The sequence below is a fragment of the Buchnera aphidicola (Lipaphis pseudobrassicae) genome (assembly GCF_005081185.1).
In the GTDB taxonomy this organism is placed as follows: Bacteria; Pseudomonadota; Gammaproteobacteria; order Enterobacterales; family Enterobacteriaceae; genus Buchnera; species Buchnera aphidicola_AD.
This window is the reverse complement of the sequence record NZ_CP034870.1, coordinates 470,065-487,266: the sequence shown is the minus strand read 5'-3', so window position 1 is coordinate 487,266 and position 17,202 is coordinate 470,065. Positions and strand designations below refer to the sequence as shown.

Sequence of the window (17,202 nt, the reverse complement as noted above, 5' to 3'; positions counted from 1 at the left end):
CGAATGGTTGTTTTGATCATTTGAATTTAAAATAACATATTTTATTTTTAAATTATATTTCATTGCAAAATTCGAATGATGTTTGCTATGTCCAGGAATAGATAACATAGCATTGATTCCATATTCTTTTATAGTAAAATTTGTAATCCAAATAGGTATTTTTTCTTTTGTAAAAGGATGAATAGCAAACATATTTGTATTAATACCTGCATATTTTTCTTTTTTTGTTTCAGAATATGAAGGATATTCATATTTTTTTATAAATTTTTTAATTTTTTTGTTTTTTTTAGATAATTCTATAGAAAACATATGACAAGAAGATATTGAAATATATGTAACACCCATTATGAGATCTAATCTGTCTATAAATGTTTTTAATTTTTTACTAGAATTAAAAATGTTTAAAGTTATTTCAAATCCTTTTATTCTACCTATCCAATTACGTTGCATATTTTTTACATTTTCTGGCCAATTGACTAATTTATTTAAATCTTGATATAAAGATTCAGCGTAATTTCTTATTTTTAAAAACCATTGAGGAATCTTTTTTTTTATTACTTTGTTTTGACATCTCCAACAACATCCTTCAATAACTTGTTCGTTTGCTAAAACAGTGTTGTCATAAGAACACCAATTGACAAAACTGTTTTTTTTATAAACTAATTTCTTTTCATATAGTTGAGTAAAAAACCATTGTTCCCATTTGTAGTATTCTGGTTTACATGTTGTAATTTCTCTACTCCAATCATAACTAAAACCTAGTAATTGAAGTTGTTTTTTCATATATTTTATGTTTTTATTTGTCCAAGATGTTGGAGTGATATTATGTTTTATAGCAGCTTCTTCTGCCGGCAATCCGAATGCATCCCAACCCATTGGTTGCAAAACATTTTTTCCGAGCATTCTTTGATATCGTGAAATTACATCGCTAATAGTGTAATTTCTAACATGACCCATATGTAATTTTCCTGATGGATAAGGAAGCATCGGTAAACAATAATATTTTTCTTTTGTGATATCTTCAAAAACTTCAAAAGTTTTATTTTTTTTCCAGTATTTTTGTACGTAAGATTCTATTTTTTTTGGTAAATATTCTTTTTTCATGTTTTTATCTCTACAAATAAAAATCTTAACATATAAATAATTATATTATTATTTTTCTAATAAAATAGGGTTTGTATTTTCTGGAACAGTAACATGTAGTTGTATAATTTTTCTGCTATCTGTTATAGACACTTTAAAAAAGTAACCATTAATTTCTAAACTTTCTCCTCGACTTGGTAAATGACCAAATTTTTTCATTACTAATCCACCTATAGTATCTACTTCTTCATCTTGAAAATTAGTTTTAAAAGTTTCATTAAATTCTTTTATTTCTGTTAATGCTCTAATTGAAAATGTATATTTTTGTAATTTTCTTATATTTAGTTTTTCTTCATCATATTCATCTTCAATTTCTCCAACAATTAATTCTAATATATCTTCTATTGTTACTAATCCTGATACCGCACCAAACTCATCAATTACGATTGCCATATGATTTCTTTTAGAACGAAATTCTTTTAACATTCTATCTACATATTTACTTTCCGGAACTACAACTGCTGGTCTTAATATGTTTTTTATGCAAAAAAAATTATTTTTGGATCTCATAAAAGGTAATAAATCTTTTGCAATCAAAAAACCTTCAACATAATTTTTATCACTATTCATAACTGGAAATCTAGAATGTGCAGACTCAATAATAACATCAAGACATTTTTTTAAATTATAGTTTAATTTCAATGTTATCATCTGTGTTCTCGGGATCATGATTTCTTTGATTCTTTTTTTAGCAATATGCATTACTCCTTCTAACATATCACAAGTATTTTGATCGATTAGTTCGTTTTGTTCTGCATCACGAATTAATACTAATAATTCTTCTCGATTTTTAGGTTCATCATGAAAAATTTGATTTAATAAAATCGAAAAAAATCCTTTTCTGTTGATTTTATCGCAGTTTTGTGAATGATTATCACTCATAATTATACATTATCTATTTTTAAAATATGTTTTACTATTCTATGGTAGAAAAGTGTAAGTGAAAATATTTTTTATCTAAATATAGACGATTATTAAAAAAAATATGGTTCTTTATATTTTAAAGACAACATAATTTGTTTTTCTAATTTTTCCATAATATATGCCTCTTTTTTAGTTTTATGATCATATCCTAATAAATGCAAAGTTCCATGTATTGTTATATGAGCCCAATGTGATTCTAATGTTTTTTTATATGTTAATGATTCCCTTTCTATTATTTTTTTACATAAAACTAGGTCTCCTAATAGTTTATAATTGAATTTTATAAATTTATTAAAAGGAAAAGATAAAATATTTGTGGGTTTGTTTTGACCTCTGTAGATTAGATTTAAATGTTTAATTTCTAATTCATCTACAATACGTATTGTTATGATATTAATGTTTTTTTTTTATACAATATTCTTTTTAACCATTTATTAAAGTGTGATTTTTTAGGTATGAGTTTTTTATTTTTACAACATATTTGGAGGTTAATAATAATTTTATTCATATTTTTAGTTTATTTTTTAAAATGATGTTCCTTTTAATCGATACGCATGTACTTCATTAATTTTTACATTAACAAATTGTCCAATCATATCATGAGTTCCTACAAATGTTACAATTCTATTATTTTCTGTTCGTCCATATAATTCCATCGTATCCGCATTAGATAAACCTTCTACCAAAACTGATTGAGTACTTCCAAACATTTTTCTACTCCACATCATTGTTTGTATATTAATGAGATTTTGTAAAAAATATAAACGTGTTTTCTTTTCTTCTAAATGGGTCTCATCTTTCAATGTAGATGCAAGTGTTCCAGGTCGATTAGAATATATAAAACTAAAACTCATATCAAAATTAATTTTTTTTATAAAACTTATCGTTTTTTGAAAATCTATTTCGGATTCGCCTGGAAAACCGACTATAAAATCAGAACTTATTTGAATATCTGGTCTAGCAGAAATTAATTTTTCAACAATATACTGATAATCTTTTGTTGTATATGATCGTTTCATTAATTTAAGTATTTTATTAGAACCGCTTTGAACTGGAAGATGTAGAAAACTTACTAATTTTGGTGTATCTCGATATACTTCAATAATATCATCAGTAAATTCTAAAGGATTGCTTGTCGTAAAACGAATTCTATCAATCCCTTCTATTTCCGAAACTAATCTTATTAGTTCTGAAAAATAACAAATTTTTTTATTAAATGTAGGACCTTGATATGCATTAACGTTTTGTCCTAATAAATTAATTTCTCTGACTCCTTGTTTTGCTAAAATAGATATTTCAAACAAAACATCGTCACATGGTCGACTAATTTCATTTCCTCTAGTGTATGGTACTACACAAAATGAACAATATTTATTACATCCTTCCATAATAGAAATTGATGCTGTGAATCCTTTTTTTTTGGGTTTTAAAAAATAGTTAAATTTTTCTAGTTTGGGAAAATTAATATCTATTTTAGGTTTACGATTTTTTTTTACTTCAGAGATCATTTTTGGTAATCTATGTAATGTTTGAGTTCCAAATACAATATCTACATAATTTGCTCTTTCAAAAATTTGTTTACCTTCTTGAGTTGCAACACAACCTCCTACAGCAATAATAATGTCAGGATTGTTATTTTTTAATTTTTTCCATCTACCTAATTGATGGAAGACTTTTTCTTGGGCTTTCTCTCTTATGGAACAAGTATTTAATATTAAAATGTGAGCTTTTTCTATATTTTTAGTAACTAAATATTCATTATTTTTTTCAAGTAAAGAGATTATCATCGATGAATCATATTCATTCATTTGACAACCCCAAGTTTGTATATATATATATTTCATATGTGTAAAAAATTATCCTAATTTAATTTATAAATATTATCTCTATATAGATATTTTTGCCTGAATAGAAGAATAAGAATTATATCCAAGGATTTTAAAATCTTCAAAAGAATATTGAAATAATGATTTTGGTTTATTAATAATTATTAATTTAGGAAGTTTTAAAGGAGTTCTTTCTAATTGTTGTTTTGCTTGTTCAATATGATTATTGTATAAATGCACATCCCCTCCAGTCCATAAAAATTTTCCTACTTTTAAGTTGCATTGTTGCGCTATCATATGTGTAAGTAATGAGTAACTAGCTATATTAAAAGGTAATCCAAGAAACACATCACAAGAACGTTGATAAAGTTGACAACTTAGTGTTTTTTTAAAAACATAAAATTGGAAAAGTACATGACAAGGAGGTAATCTCATTTGATCTATTTCACCGACATTCCAACTAGATACTAAAATTCTACGAGAATCAGGATTGTTTTTTAATTGTATTAATACATTTTTTATTTGATCAACTTCTTTGTTTTCTAATGTACTCCAACTTCTCCATTGTTTTCCATAAATTGGACCAACATTTCCAGATTTATCTGCCCAATGATTCCAAATTGATATATTATTATTATTTAAATATTGAATATTAGTATCGCCTTTTAAAAACCATAAAAGTTCATAAATAATAGATGGAATATGACATTTTTTTGTAGTTACTAAAGGGAAACCTTTTTTTAAATTAAACTGCATATTGTAACCAAAAATAGATAAAGTTCCTGTACCTGTACGATCTTTTTTTTGATTTCCACTTTTAATTATTTTTTTTATGAGTGTAAGATATTGTTTCATGTTTTTTAACAATCCGTTCTTTATAAAAAGTTTGAAATAGTATAATTAATCCTATAATAATCATTGGAATTGATAAGATTTGTCCCATAGTAATTGCATTTTTAAATAATCCTATTTGTGGATCTGGTTCTCGAAAACACTCTAAAATACTTCTAAATATACCGTATAAAAATAGAAATAAACCACTAACGCTACCGATTGGTCTATTTTTTTTTGTAAAAAAATAAATTATCAAAAATAAAACGACTCCTTCTAAAAAGAATTCATATAATTGTGAGGGGTGTCTAGGTAATCCTCCATATTCATTTAATAAGTTTTTTAATTCTGGATATTTTTTGATCATTTCTAAATCTTGATTTTGAGAATTAGGAAAAATCATTGCATATGAAAAATTTGGTGATACACGACCCCATAATTCACTATTGATAAAATTTCCTAACCTTCCAGCACCTAATCCGAAAGGAACTAAAGGAACTATAAAATCAGATATTTCTAATATTTTTTTTTTATGTTTGAAAGAAAGATATACTATTGCAATAGTAGCGCCTATTAAACCTCCATGAAACGACATACCACCTTTCCATATATAGAAAACACAAAGTAAATTATCAAGAAAATATGAAAAATTATAAAATAGAATATATCCTATTCTACCGCCGAGACAAGCTCCTAAGAAAATAGAATATATAAATGTTTCTATTTTTTTTATGTTACATATTTTATTTTTTAGAGCTATTTTTTTTCCGTACCATAGAGCGAATATAAGACTAATAAAATACATAAAACCATACCATCGTGCAGATATAGGACCAATGCTAAAAATAATAGGATTTAATTTAGGGAATATAATATACATGTTGTATTAACAAATCTCTCTTTTTAAAATAGTTTTATATTTATAATTTAAAATAATTATTGCATTTCTAATTTTAATAGTTCTTCTATTTTTTGACGTCTCCGGATAATAAAAGAATTATCGTTTTCTAATAATATTTCTGGAATAAGAGGTCTTGTATTATAGTTCGAAGACATTGATGCACCATAAGCACCTGTATCATGAAAAATCAAATAATCTCCTACTTTAATAATAGGTAATTTTCTAGTTTGTATTGTTCCTCCTATTTTTTGTGTAAAAACATCACCTGATTCACATAAAGGACCAGCGACAACAGTATCTATTGTATTATCTTCATTAATATTTCTATCGTCTCCAGAAATTACGGATATATGATGGTAACTACCATACATTGTTGGTCGCATTAAATCATTAAATCCTACATCTACTAAAACAAAATTTTTATTTCCCATTTTTTTTACAGACCATACTTTTGAAATTAAAATGCCTGATTCTGCAACTAAAAACCTTCCAGGTTCAATTTCTAATTCAATTTTCTTTCCTAAAAATTTAGATATATTTTTTCTAGCTTTATCCCATAGTATAAAATATTTTTTTATATCAATAGGTTTTTCATTCAATTTATATGGTATTGGCAAACCTCCACCAGCAGATATAGAAGAAATTTTTTGATTTAATTTAATTGCTGTTTCTACCATAGATTTACAAACTTTTTTTAAATGTAGATAATTTACTCCTGAACCGATATGCATATGTAAACCTATTAATTTCAATTTATATTTTTTTATAATAGGTATTGCTAATAAAGGTTCCCAAATTCCATGTTTGCTATTTTCTCCTCCAGTGTTTGTTTTTTTGCTATGTCCATATCCAAATTTTGGATTAATTCGTAACCAAACATTATGACCTGGAGATGCTTTTCCTAATTGTTTTAACATATCTAAAGAACCAGCGTTCACTGGTATATTATAATTGACTACTTTAGACAAAGTTTCTTCGTCGAGAATATCTGCAGTGAAAATTATTTCGTTTGTATTTTTTTTAAAACCTGAAAGCAAAGCTCGTTCAATTTCACCTAAAGAAACTGCGTCTATTTTTATATTTTGATTTCTCATTAATCGTAGTATATTAATATTTGAACAAGATTTTTGAGCAAACCTAATTACATCAAATTCTTTTAATAGTTTTATTTTTTTATAAATAATACTAGAATCATAAACCCAACATGGAGATTTATATTTTTTTATTAGAAGTTTAATTTTTTTTTTATTAAAATTACTATTTATATCATTTAGAAGTTGTGACATCTTTTTTCCTATTGAATCTTTATAAAGATATTTATTTTTATTCTTTAAATTTTAATTTACGAAAATGATTTATTAAGCGAACGAAGTGTTGGAAATAAAATTACATCACGTATGCTCATTTGATTAGTTAATATCATGATTAAACGATCAATTCCAATACCTAATCCCGACGTTGGTGGCAATCCATATTTTAGTGCTTCTATATAATCTTTATCATAAAATGCATCTTTATTTTTTTCTTTTTCTTCTGTTTTCATTTGATTTAAAAATCTAATTTTTTGATCTTCTGCATCATTTAATTCTGAAAATCCATTTCCTATTTCGTACCCGGCAATAAAAAGTTCAAATCTATCTGTGACATTTAAATTAATATTATTACGCCTTGCTAGTGGAGAAACTTCTACTGGATACTCAGTTATAAAAGTAGGTTGAATCAATTTTTTTTCTACAGTTTTTTCAAATATTTCATTTTCTATTTTTCCGATGCTCCATTTTTCTTTTATTTTTATATCCATAAATTTAGCAATTTTTTTTATCTTATCAATATGTTGTAGATCAGATGATTGAATTTTAGGATTAAACTTAATAATAGCGTTTTTCATAGTCATTTTGTCAAATGCTTTACTAAAATCAAGACAGTAATTGTAATACGTAATTTTATTTTCTTTAAAGAATAATTTTATGATGTTTTTAATAAGATTTTCTGTGAATTGCATCATATATTCATAATCAGAATATGCAATATAGGCTTCCATCATCGTAAATTCTGGATTATGTCGACTAGATACTCCTTCATTTCGAAAATTTCTATTAAGCTCAAAAATACGTTCAAATCCACCAATAATTAATTTTTTTAAATATAATTCTGGTGCTATCCTTAAATACATTTGCGCGTCTATTTCATTATGATAAGTAATAAAAGGACGAGCATTTGCTCCTCCTGGAATATTTTGTAACATTGGTGTTTCTACTTCTAAAAAATTATGTTCTTGCATAAAATTTCTAATTGCCATTATAATTTTAGAACGATTTTTAAAAATTTTGTACAATTTATTATTAGTAATTAAATCTAGATATCGTTTGCGATAACGCGTTTCTTGATTGGATAATCCATGAAATTTATCAGGTAGTGGTTTTAATGATTTATTAAGTATATTTATATTATTACAATAAACAGATAATTCTCCTGTTTTAGTCTTAAATAATGTTCCTGTCACTCCTAAAATATCGCCAATATCCCATTTTTTAAAATTATTATTATAATGTTCACTTGATATTTCTTGTTCTTTTATGTATATTTGTATTTTTCCCTCTATATCTTGTAATGTACAAAAAGATGCTTTTCCCATAATTCGTCTTTGTATCATTCGACCAGCAATAGAAACTTCAATTTTTAACTTTTTTAATTCGTTTGTATCTTTTTTTTTGTACTTTTTTTGTATTTTTTTTAAGGTGATATTTTTTTTAAATTTATTTGGAAAAAAAAATCCTTCTTCTTTCATTTTTATAAGTTTTTGTTTTCTAGTAATTATTTCATTATTAAAAATATTATTTTTTATTTCTGCCATTATTTTTTTCCTTATAATCCCATTATCAAACTTTGTTCAATAAAATTATCTAGATTACCATCTAAAACAGATTGAACATGATTAGTTTCGATACCAGTACGAAGATCTTTAATTTTTGAATTATCTAATATATATGAACGTATTTGATTTCCCCAGGTAATATTTGATTTGTTTTTTTCTAATTCTTTTTTTTCTTTTTCTTTTTTTCGCTTTTGCATTTCATATAACTTAGATTTCATTTGTTGTATTGCTTGTTCTTTATTTTTATGTTGAGAACGATTACTTTGACATTGAGTTACAAGATTTGTAGGTAAATGGGTAATACGAACAGCTGATTCTGTTCGATTAACATGTTGCCCTCCAGCTCCAGAAGCTCTATAAACATCTATTCTTAATTCAGATAGGTTTAAATTTACACAAATTTGACTATCTATATCTGGATATACGAAAACAGAACTAAAAGAAGTATGACGTCTTTTTCCAGCATCAAAAGGACTTTTTCGTATTAAACGATGTATTCCTGTTTCTGTTCTTAACCATCCAAAAGCATATTCTCCATATATTTTAATAGTGGCAGATTTAATTCCAACTATTTCACCAATAGATTCGTCAATAATCTCTGTTTGCAATCCTTTTTTATCAGCCCATTTTAAATACATTCTTAATAGTATTTTTGACCAATCTTGTGAATCTATTCCGCCTGATCCAGATTGTATATCAACATAACAATTAGAGTTGTCATTTTTTTTTGAAAACATACGATAAAATTCAATTTTTTTAATGTTTTTCTCAATTTTTTGAATATTTTTAAAAATGTCTTGTAATAATTGATTATCTTTTGTTTCTATTGCTAGTTCCAAAAAAATAATTGCTTCTTTAATTTCAGTTTCTATATGATTAATATTTTTAATTGTTCTATTAAGAAAATATTTTTCTTTGTTGATTTTTTTTATGAATGTCGTTTTTTTCCAGTTTTCTGGTGACAATAATTCTAATTCAATTTCTAAAATACGTGATTTTTTTTTATCATAGTCAAAGATACCTCTTGAGATCTTGTATTCTTTTATTTAAATTTTCAATTTGATTATGAATCATATTTCATCCAATATTGTTTTATAGTGTTTTGTTAATTATATTAGTAATAAAAACTTTTTAAGTATATTTAATGTATGATTTCTTACAAATAAAAATTTATATATTTTATTATATAGATTATTTTAAATAAGTTTATTTATTTTGATTTTAAGTACATTTTTAAGGAGTAAAAAAATGTCATTATCTACATTATCAAAAAACGCAATTTATCCATCATATAAGATACCATTAACTCTAATGTTATTAGAAGAATGGTCTTTCGTCTATGTAGAAGGATGTGATGCTAAAAAATATCTTCAAAATCAGTTAACAATTGATATGAAACTTCTAAAAGAAACCAATCATACATTTTGTGCACATTGTAATTTTAATGGAAAAGTATGGAGTACTATGCGTTTATTTCATTATCGTGACGGTTATGGTTATATACAAAGAAAAAGCATTTCTAAAGTACAAATAAAAGAACTACAAAAATATTCTATTTTTTCAAAAATAAAAATTTATGAATTAAATGATATTTACTTAATAGGAATTGCAGGTTTACATTCTAGATCATTTTTATTAAATTTTTTTGATAAAATACCAGATTTAAATTTATCAATAATTCACGAATATAAAAAAACTATATTATGTATTTCAAAACCAATAGAACGATTTCTATTAGTTTTAACTGCATCAGATTTTTTATTTTTAAAAAATAGTATAAATAAAACAATTTTATTTAATGATAGCAAACAATGGTTATCATTAGAGATTGAGTCTGGTTTTCCTATTATTGATGAACAATGTTCTAAAAAATTTACACCGCAGGCAATTAATTTAGATAAGCTTGAAGCTATTAGCTTCAATAAAGGATGTTATTACGGACAGGAAACAATAGCACGAATATTTTTTAAAAATTTAAATAAATATCACTTATATTGTTTAATCGGAAAAGGAAATATATTTCCTGAAATAAATTCTTTTATTGAAATTAAATTGGAAGAAAAATGGTGTAAAATAGGTGTTTTATTGTCTTTAGTTCATGTTAATTCAGAAGAAATGTTGATACAAGTGGTTCTTTATAAATCTGTAAATATCAATAACTTATTTAGGATATATGGATTTGAAAATATTTTTTTCATACAACTAATATAGTTTTATATAAACAATATTATTGTTAAATCAGTTTCTATAATAACGATATTTATATTTTATAATATAAAATATTTACATTTATTTTATTTAAAATTAATTTCTTAAACATCATGTCTCTAGGGATCCTTTTTATTATTTCGGCACCAAGTGGTACAGGCAAGTCAAGTTTAATTCGAGGATTATTACAATCAAAATCTTTACGTGATATTAAAGTGTCCATTTCTCATACTACTCGTGTTATACGACCTGGTGAATTACATGGAGAACATTATTATTTTGTTTCTAATAAAGAATTTCAAATAATGATTGAACAAGAATCATTCTTAGAATATGCAAAAGTTTTTAGCCATTATTATGGAACTTCTCGTGAATTTATTGAAAAGATGTTACTTTCTGGAATTGATGTTTTTCTTGATATTGATTGGCAAGGAGCTAAACAAATCCGATATAAAATGCCTGAATCAAAAAGTATTTTTTTATTACCACCATCTAAAGATGCATTATATAAACGATTGAGGAATAGAGGTCAAGATAGTGATACAGTAATTGCTAAAAGAATGGAGAAAGCGGTAGATGAAATGGAACATTATTTAGAATATGATTATTTGATAATTAATGATGATTTTACACGAGCAATAAATGATTTAACAACTATTATTGCTGCTGAACATTTATGTTTATTACATCAAAAAAATAAATATGGTGAATTAATTTCTAATTTATTAAAACGTTAATGATTTATGAAATAATATTGAAAATATTTTATATAATTCTATTGATTAAATAGAATTATATAATTAATAATATTCAATTATATTTTTATTTTTTTAAAGTTAAAAACTTTTAATTTAACTCAGAATTTTTATTACGATAAAATCTTTTTCTTTCATTTTCTTTCAAATAACGTTTTCGTAATCTTATAGCATTTGGTGTTACTTCTACAAGTTCATCATCGTTTATAAATCCTAATGCTTCTTCAAGTGTAAAATTAATAGGAGTCGTTAAAACAATTGCTTCATCAGTACCAGAAGCTCTCATATTAGTTAATTTTTTTCCTGTTAGGCAATTTACGGTTAAATCGTTAGAACGATTATGAAGTCCTATTATTTGTCCTTCATATACTTTGGTTCCATGTCCAATAAACAATTTTCCTCGTTCTTGTAAATTAAATAAAGAGAATCCAATAGCTATACCCGTACTATTAGCAATTAAAACTCCATTTTTTCTTTGTCCAATATCATTATTTTGAAAATTATTATAATGACTAAAAGATGAATAACAAAGTCCTGTTCCAGAAGTGATGCTCATAAATTCTGCACGAAATCCAATTAATGCTCTGCTAGATAATATATACTCTAAACGTACTCTTTTATTTTGATTTATTATCATATTTTTTAATTCACCTTTTCTTTCTCCTATGAATTTCATAACGTTTCCTTGATTTTTTTCTTCAATATCTAATATAACATTTTCAAATGGTTCTTTCTTTATTCCATTAATTTCTCGAAAAATTATTTTAGGACGTGATACTTCTAGTTCAAATCCTTCACGACGCATATTTTCAATTAATATAGATAAATGCAATTCACCACGTCCAGAAACAGAAAAAACATTTGAATCTTTTGTTTCCTTGATTTGCAATGCAACATTATGCACAGTTTCTTTTTTTAATCGTTCTAAAATTTGACGAGATGTAATATATTTTCCTTCATTTCCTGAAAAAGGAGATGTATTTACTGAAAAAAACATGTTTACTGTTGGTTCATCTATACTTAATGCAGGTAAAGGTTTTAAATTATCTGGATCACAAATTGTATCAGAAATATTTAATTTATTAAGACCTGTAAGAGCAATTATATCTCCTGCATTACCTTTCTCTATATCAATTCTTTTTAGTCCAAAATAATTTAAAACTTTATTGATTTTTCCATTTCGAGTTTTACCAAAACTATCAATAATTACTACTTGATCATTTGGTTTTATACATCCTTGCTTAACACGTCCAACTCCTATAACTCCTAAATAATTACTATAATCAAGTTGTGAAATTTGCATTTGAAATTTTTGACTAGGATCAACATTTGGAGCAGGGGCATATCTAATAATAGATTGATATAATGGAGTCATATCATTTTCCATTTTTAAATAATCCGTTCCTGAAGTACCTAGAATTGCAGAAGTATAAATAATAGGAAAATCAAGTTGTTGATCATTAGCATTAAGATTGACAAAAAGATCAAAAATTTGGTCTACTACCCAATCAGGACGAGAGTTGATTCTATCAATTTTATTAATCACAACAATAGGGTTTAAACCATATTTAAATGCTTTTTCAGTTACAAATCTTGTTTGAGGCATAGGTCCATCTAATGCATCTACTACTAAAAGAACTGAATCTACCATTGACATTACACGTTCTACTTCTCCACCAAAATCAGCATGACCAGGTGTATCTACTATATTAATTTTATAATTTTTCCATTTAATAGAAGTATTTTTAGATAAAATTGTAATACCTCTTTCTTTTTCTAAATCATTAGAATCCATAATTCTTTCAGTTTTTTCTTCATGTTTTTGAAAAGTTCCTGATTGTTCTAATAGTTTGTCAAGCAATGTAGTTTTTCCATGGTCAACATGTGCTATAATTGCAATGTTTCTTATATTTTTATGCATATTTTTTCCTTTTAAAAAATTATTATATAATGAGTAGAAAAGATAAGTTATAGATTAGATATGAATAGAATTTTGAGAAAAGATTAACTATCTTATAAAGTATATATGATCTCATTAAGATGATTAATATTTTATAAAAAAATTTCTTAAACTAGTAGTTCTTGATAATTCAACAATTAGGAATTAAATTTTGAATTTATTAAATTTTCATAAAACAAAGTTTTTAAAAAGTTATGCTAAAGTTGCTGATATAGACATTCAAGATGGTATTGAAATTGCATTTTTTGGTTGTTCTAATTCAGGTAAATCTAGTGCTATAAACGCCTTAACCAATCAAAATAAGTTAGCACGTTGCAGCAAACTTCCTGGCAGAACTCAATTAATTAACTTTTTTGAAGTATCTTCAGATTTTAGAATCGTTGATCTTCCTGGATATGGTTATTCTAAAGTTTCTTTATTAATTAAAAATAAACTAAAAAAGATAATATATAACTATTTAAAAACACGAAAACAATTAAAATGTTTAATTTTACTAATGGATATTAGATATCCTTTCAAAACACTTGATCAAAAAATAATCAATATTGCAATGCAAAATAAAATATTTGTTTTAGTACTATTAAGCAAATGCGATAAAGTTAAAATATATCAGCAAAATATTCAATTTAAAAAAGTATACGAAAAACTGAATTTATTATTAAAAAACTTTTTTCAAATACAATTATTTTCATCGCATAAAAAGATAGGCATTAGAGAATTAGAACAAAAATTGAATCACTGGTATAATAAATATATTTCTTTTACGATTATTTAATAATAATTTAAAAAGATATTTTATCTGTTAAAAATAGATGTTAAAAATCTAAATAATTTTTCAGTGCAAGATTTTGTTAAATGCATATCTTGTAGTTTTATATTAATAGGAATATCCAGTTTTATTTTTGCTAGTTTATACGAAAGAAAAGCGACATCTTTATAATTATTGAGTTGAATGGCGATATTTTTAGCGTTTTTAAATGGTAAAAATGGTATTTTTTCAATATTATTATAAATATTTTTAATATTATAAAATTTCTTTAATAAGAATAATGCAGTTTTTATTCCTATCTTAGGCACACCTGGGATATTATCTGAAGTATCCCCGATTAATGCTAAAAAATCAATATATTCTTTTGGTTTAATACCATATTCATCTTGTATTGTTTTTGGCGTAATAATGTATTTTTTTTTGTTTAATATAAAAATATTTTTTGTTACAAGTTGTAACATATCTTTATCGTGACTTACAATTAATATTTTTTCTCCTGCTTGTTCTAATTTAGACGATAAACTACCAATAATATCATCTGCTTCTATTCCTGGAATACTTAATATTTTAATTCCTATTTTTGTTAATATTTCAAAAAGAGGTTTTATTTGAATATATAGTGAATTTGGCATTGGTAATCTATTACTCTTATAATCTTTGAATATTTCTTTTCTAAAAGTGATTTTAGAGGAATCAAAGATTACAATTAATTTTCTAGAATAATAATATTTTTTTAAAATATTATTTATCATTCTTAACATACCATATATAGCTCCACATGGTTCTCCTGCATTATTTTTAAAATCGCGAAACCCATAATAAGAAGTATATAAATATAGACTTCCATCTATTATGATAATAGGTTTTTTTATTTGATCCATATTTTTTCCTTCGATATTCAAATTTTTTTATATTTTTAAAATAAAAAACTATTTTAGTTTTAAAAACTTATATAAGTAATATTCATTTAGTATCCATTAAAAATTTTTATTGATATAATATTCTAATTAAAGATATTTTTTTGAATTGTATAGAAAATAATATTTATTTTTTTTTAATTAAAAATTTAATTAATTTAATATATTTTTGAGGAAAATTATCTTTGAAAATATCTTCTATATTAGAATAGTTAATTATATATTTTCCATTAATAAGCATTGTTGGAACATGTTCCAATTTGCATTTTTTAATATCTTGATTTTGTTTTTGGACTAATATATCGATTGTTATACTATTCCAAAAATTATCGAATATACTTTCTTTAATTCCTGCTTTTTTTTTAAATAATTGTCTTATACTATTAATAGTATTAATTGTATGGGTTTCTTGAACACCACTAAACACAGGTATCATAATTTTTTCTTCGATCCCCATTTGTTCTGCTATTATCCAGGATTTTGTTAAAATATAACTTAACTTTCCTTTTATTAAATTAACATGATATGTATGAATTTTTATATTTTTATTAAAATTTTTTTTTATTAACGTTCTCATATTATGTGTTTTTTCGAATTCATAACAATATGGACAAAAAAATGAAAAAAATTCTATTACATTAGGCACATTACATATACTTTTTTTTTTATATTATATTCTTTTTGATTAGAAAATTCAGAAGATAAGACATTAAAAGATAGAAGTATACCAAATAGAAATATTAATATAGTTTTCATTATGTTTCCTAATTTTATTGTTTGTTAATTTTAAAATATATATTTATGAATATAGAATAATCTTCTAAATAAATAAAAAGATATAACTATGAAATATTTTTTTATTTTTTATAAAAACTTTAAAATATTTATCATATAAATATAGAATATTAATTATTTTCCATAAAAAAAATGAACATTAATACTAATTTTACAAATCATACTCCAATGATCAAGCAATATTTATCTTTAAAATCAGAATATCCTGATATTTTGCTTTTTTATCAAATGGGTGATTTTTATGAGTTATTCTACGAAGATGCAAAACGCATTTCTGAACTATTAAAAATTACTTTGACACAAAAAGGATATTCAAATAAAAAAATTATACCAATGGCTGGAATTCCATGTCATACAGTAAACTATTATTTATTAAAACTTGTCAAATTAGGTGAATCTGTTGCTATTTGTGATCAAACAGAAAATCGATCTAATAAAGATAAATTAATAAATCGTCAAATAGTTCGTGTTATCACACCTGGAACTATTACAGATGAAGTTCTTCTTGAAGCTAATGAGGATAATTTTATATCCTGTATTTGGAAAGAAAAAAATATATTTGGATATGCTATTTTAGATCTTTCTTTAGGTTTTTTTGGTGTTTCTCAACATTTTAGTAATATTTCTTTACTTTCGGAAATTGAACGTACGAATCCTAAAGAAATACTTTATCCAGAAAATTTCTTAGATATGTTTTTAATTGCAAATAGAAGATGTATTCGAAAACGTCCATTGTTAGATTTTGATTTAGAAACTTCATACAAATTATTAACTTTACAATTTAAAACTCATAATTTAAATGGATTTGGTATAGATAAAAATAATTTTATAATACGTCCTGCTGGTTGTTTACTTCAATATGTTAAATTAATGCATATGAACTCTTTACCTCATATTAAAGAATTAAAAAATAATTATATAGAAAATCACATTTTTATGAATATTAGTACTCGAAAAAATTTAGAAATTACTCAAAATATTTTAGGAGAAACTAAAAACACTCTATTTTCAATATTAAATAAAACTGTTACTCCTATGGGAAATAGAATGTTGCATCGTTGGATAAATGCTCCATTAAAAGATTTTAATTCAGTTAAATCTCGTCATCAAAGTGTGGAAATATTACGATCATTTTATCAAGAATTGCAACCTATTCTACAACAGGTTAATGATTTAGAAAGAATTTATTCTAGATTAGCTTTACGTACTGCTTTGCCTCATGATTTTACTCGTATGCGGTCCACACTAAAAATTTTACCTGATTTACATTTTATTTTAAAAAAAATAAAACTTAAACA

14 protein-coding genes and 2 pseudogenes are annotated in these 17,202 nt (G+C 24.3%); 4 read left to right on the top strand and 12 right to left on the bottom strand.

The window, feature by feature from the left end; all coding sequences use genetic code 11:
* The 9 genes from D9V70_RS03295 to prfB form a co-directional block, all read right to left on the bottom strand.
* The coding region (locus D9V70_RS03295) for a class I tRNA ligase family protein (RefSeq protein WP_253254795.1) at nt 1-1,104 on the bottom strand (1,104 nt) is incomplete at its 3' end.
* Between the two features lie 48 nt (nt 1,105-1,152).
* Nucleotides 1,153-2,025, bottom strand: coding sequence for a CNNM family magnesium/cobalt transport protein CorC (gene corC / locus D9V70_RS02285; protein WP_158356129.1), 873 nt, complete (start codon nt 2,023-2,025; stop codon nt 1,153-1,155).
* A 92-nt stretch (nt 2,026-2,117) separates the two neighbouring features.
* Nucleotides 2,118-2,408 carry an rRNA maturation RNase YbeY gene (gene ybeY / locus D9V70_RS02280; RefSeq protein ID WP_253254828.1) on the bottom strand — a complete coding sequence of 97 codons (291 nt, stop codon included), beginning with the start codon at nt 2,406-2,408 and terminating at the stop codon, nt 2,118-2,120.
* Nucleotides 2,409-2,591: 183 nt separating this feature from the next.
* Nucleotides 2,592-3,911 carry a tRNA (N6-isopentenyl adenosine(37)-C2)-methylthiotransferase MiaB gene (gene miaB, locus D9V70_RS02275; RefSeq protein WP_158356128.1) on the bottom strand — a complete coding sequence of 440 codons (1,320 nt, stop codon included), beginning with the start codon at nt 3,909-3,911 and terminating at the stop codon, nt 2,592-2,594.
* A gap of 42 nt (nt 3,912-3,953) precedes the next feature.
* Nucleotides 3,954-4,748: a thymidylate synthase gene (gene thyA / locus D9V70_RS02270; RefSeq protein WP_158356127.1), complete on the bottom strand. Its 795-nt coding sequence runs from the start codon at nt 4,746-4,748 to the stop codon at nt 3,954-3,956.
* Nucleotides 4,711-5,604, bottom strand: a complete 894-nt coding sequence (gene lgt, locus D9V70_RS02265; protein WP_158356126.1) for a prolipoprotein diacylglyceryl transferase — start codon at nt 5,602-5,604, stop codon at nt 4,711-4,713. Before lgt ends, thyA begins: the two co-directional genes overlap by 38 nt.
* Nucleotides 5,605-5,660: 56 nt before the next feature.
* Complete coding sequence (gene lysA, locus D9V70_RS02260) at nt 5,661-6,911, bottom strand: diaminopimelate decarboxylase (RefSeq protein WP_158356125.1); 1,251 nt, start codon at nt 6,909-6,911, stop codon at nt 5,661-5,663.
* A gap of 56 nt (nt 6,912-6,967) precedes the next feature.
* On the bottom strand, nt 6,968-8,479 hold the full coding sequence (gene lysS, locus D9V70_RS02255) for a lysine--tRNA ligase (protein ID WP_158356124.1): 1,512 nt from the start codon (nt 8,477-8,479) through the stop codon (nt 6,968-6,970).
* An 11-nt stretch (nt 8,480-8,490) separates the two neighbouring features.
* A protein-coding gene (prfB, locus tag D9V70_RS02250) for a peptide chain release factor 2 (protein ID WP_172599339.1) occupies nt 8,491-9,574 on the bottom strand; the annotation gives its coding sequence in 2 pieces (ribosomal slippage) (nt 8,491-9,513 and nt 9,515-9,574; 1,083 coding nt in all).
* Between the two features lie 174 nt (nt 9,575-9,748).
* Here prfB and ygfZ point away from each other — a divergent pair.
* On the top strand, nt 9,749-10,711 hold the full coding sequence (gene ygfZ / locus D9V70_RS02245) for a tRNA-modifying protein YgfZ (RefSeq protein WP_158356122.1): 963 nt from the start codon (nt 9,749-9,751) through the stop codon (nt 10,709-10,711).
* Between the two features lie 110 nt (nt 10,712-10,821).
* Nucleotides 10,822-11,445, top strand: coding sequence for a guanylate kinase (gmk, locus tag D9V70_RS02240; RefSeq protein WP_158356121.1), 624 nt, complete (start codon nt 10,822-10,824; stop codon nt 11,443-11,445).
* A 109-nt stretch (nt 11,446-11,554) separates the two neighbouring features.
* On the opposite strand, the gene typA is transcribed toward gmk, so the two are convergent.
* The gene (typA, locus tag D9V70_RS02235; RefSeq protein WP_158356120.1) at nt 11,555-13,384 is read right to left on the bottom strand and encodes a translational GTPase TypA; all 1,830 of its coding nucleotides are present in this window, start codon (nt 13,382-13,384) and stop codon (nt 11,555-11,557) included.
* A gap of 190 nt (nt 13,385-13,574) precedes the next feature.
* Here typA and yihA point away from each other — a divergent pair, with 190 nt between their 5' ends.
* The gene (gene yihA, locus D9V70_RS02230; protein WP_158356119.1) at nt 13,575-14,198 is read left to right on the top strand and encodes a ribosome biogenesis GTP-binding protein YihA/YsxC; all 624 of its coding nucleotides are present in this window, start codon (nt 13,575-13,577) and stop codon (nt 14,196-14,198) included.
* 20 nt (nt 14,199-14,218) lie between these two features.
* Here the strand turns inward: yihA and D9V70_RS02225 are convergent, their stop codons facing one another.
* Together D9V70_RS02225 and D9V70_RS02220 are read right to left on the bottom strand one after the other, a co-directional pair.
* Nucleotides 14,219-15,073, bottom strand: a complete 855-nt coding sequence (locus tag D9V70_RS02225; RefSeq protein WP_158356118.1) for a 5'-3' exonuclease — start codon at nt 15,071-15,073, stop codon at nt 14,219-14,221.
* Between the two features lie 163 nt (nt 15,074-15,236).
* A pseudogene (locus D9V70_RS02220) lies at nt 15,237-15,865 on the bottom strand (DsbA family protein).
* 162 nt (nt 15,866-16,027) lie between these two features.
* Here D9V70_RS02220 and D9V70_RS03290 point away from each other — a divergent pair.
* Nucleotides 16,028-17,202: pseudogene (locus D9V70_RS03290) on the top strand (DNA mismatch repair protein MutS); the annotation flags it as partial.

Coding starts and splice junctions, on each gene's coding strand:
- gmk (WP_158356121.1), top strand. CDS start 10,822: ATGTCTCTAGGGATCCTTTTTATTATTTCGGCACCAAGTGGTACAGGC.
- D9V70_RS02225 (WP_158356118.1), bottom strand. CDS start 15,073: ATGGATCAAATAAAAAAACCTATTATCATAATAGATGGAAGTCTATAT.
- lysA (WP_158356125.1), bottom strand. CDS start 6,911: ATGTCACAACTTCTAAATGATATAAATAGTAATTTTAATAAAAAAAAA.
- lysS (WP_158356124.1), bottom strand. CDS start 8,479: ATGGCAGAAATAAAAAATAATATTTTTAATAATGAAATAATTACTAGA.
- miaB (WP_158356128.1), bottom strand. CDS start 3,911: ATGAAATATATATATATACAAACTTGGGGTTGTCAAATGAATGAATAT.
- thyA (WP_158356127.1), bottom strand. CDS start 4,748: ATGAAACAATATCTTACACTCATAAAAAAAATAATTAAAAGTGGAAAT.
- lgt (WP_158356126.1), bottom strand. CDS start 5,604: ATGTATATTATATTCCCTAAATTAAATCCTATTATTTTTAGCATTGGT.
- ygfZ (WP_158356122.1), top strand. CDS start 9,749: ATGTCATTATCTACATTATCAAAAAACGCAATTTATCCATCATATAAG.
- corC (WP_158356129.1), bottom strand. CDS start 2,025: ATGAGTGATAATCATTCACAAAACTGCGATAAAATCAACAGAAAAGGA.
- typA (WP_158356120.1), bottom strand. CDS start 13,384: ATGCATAAAAATATAAGAAACATTGCAATTATAGCACATGTTGACCAT.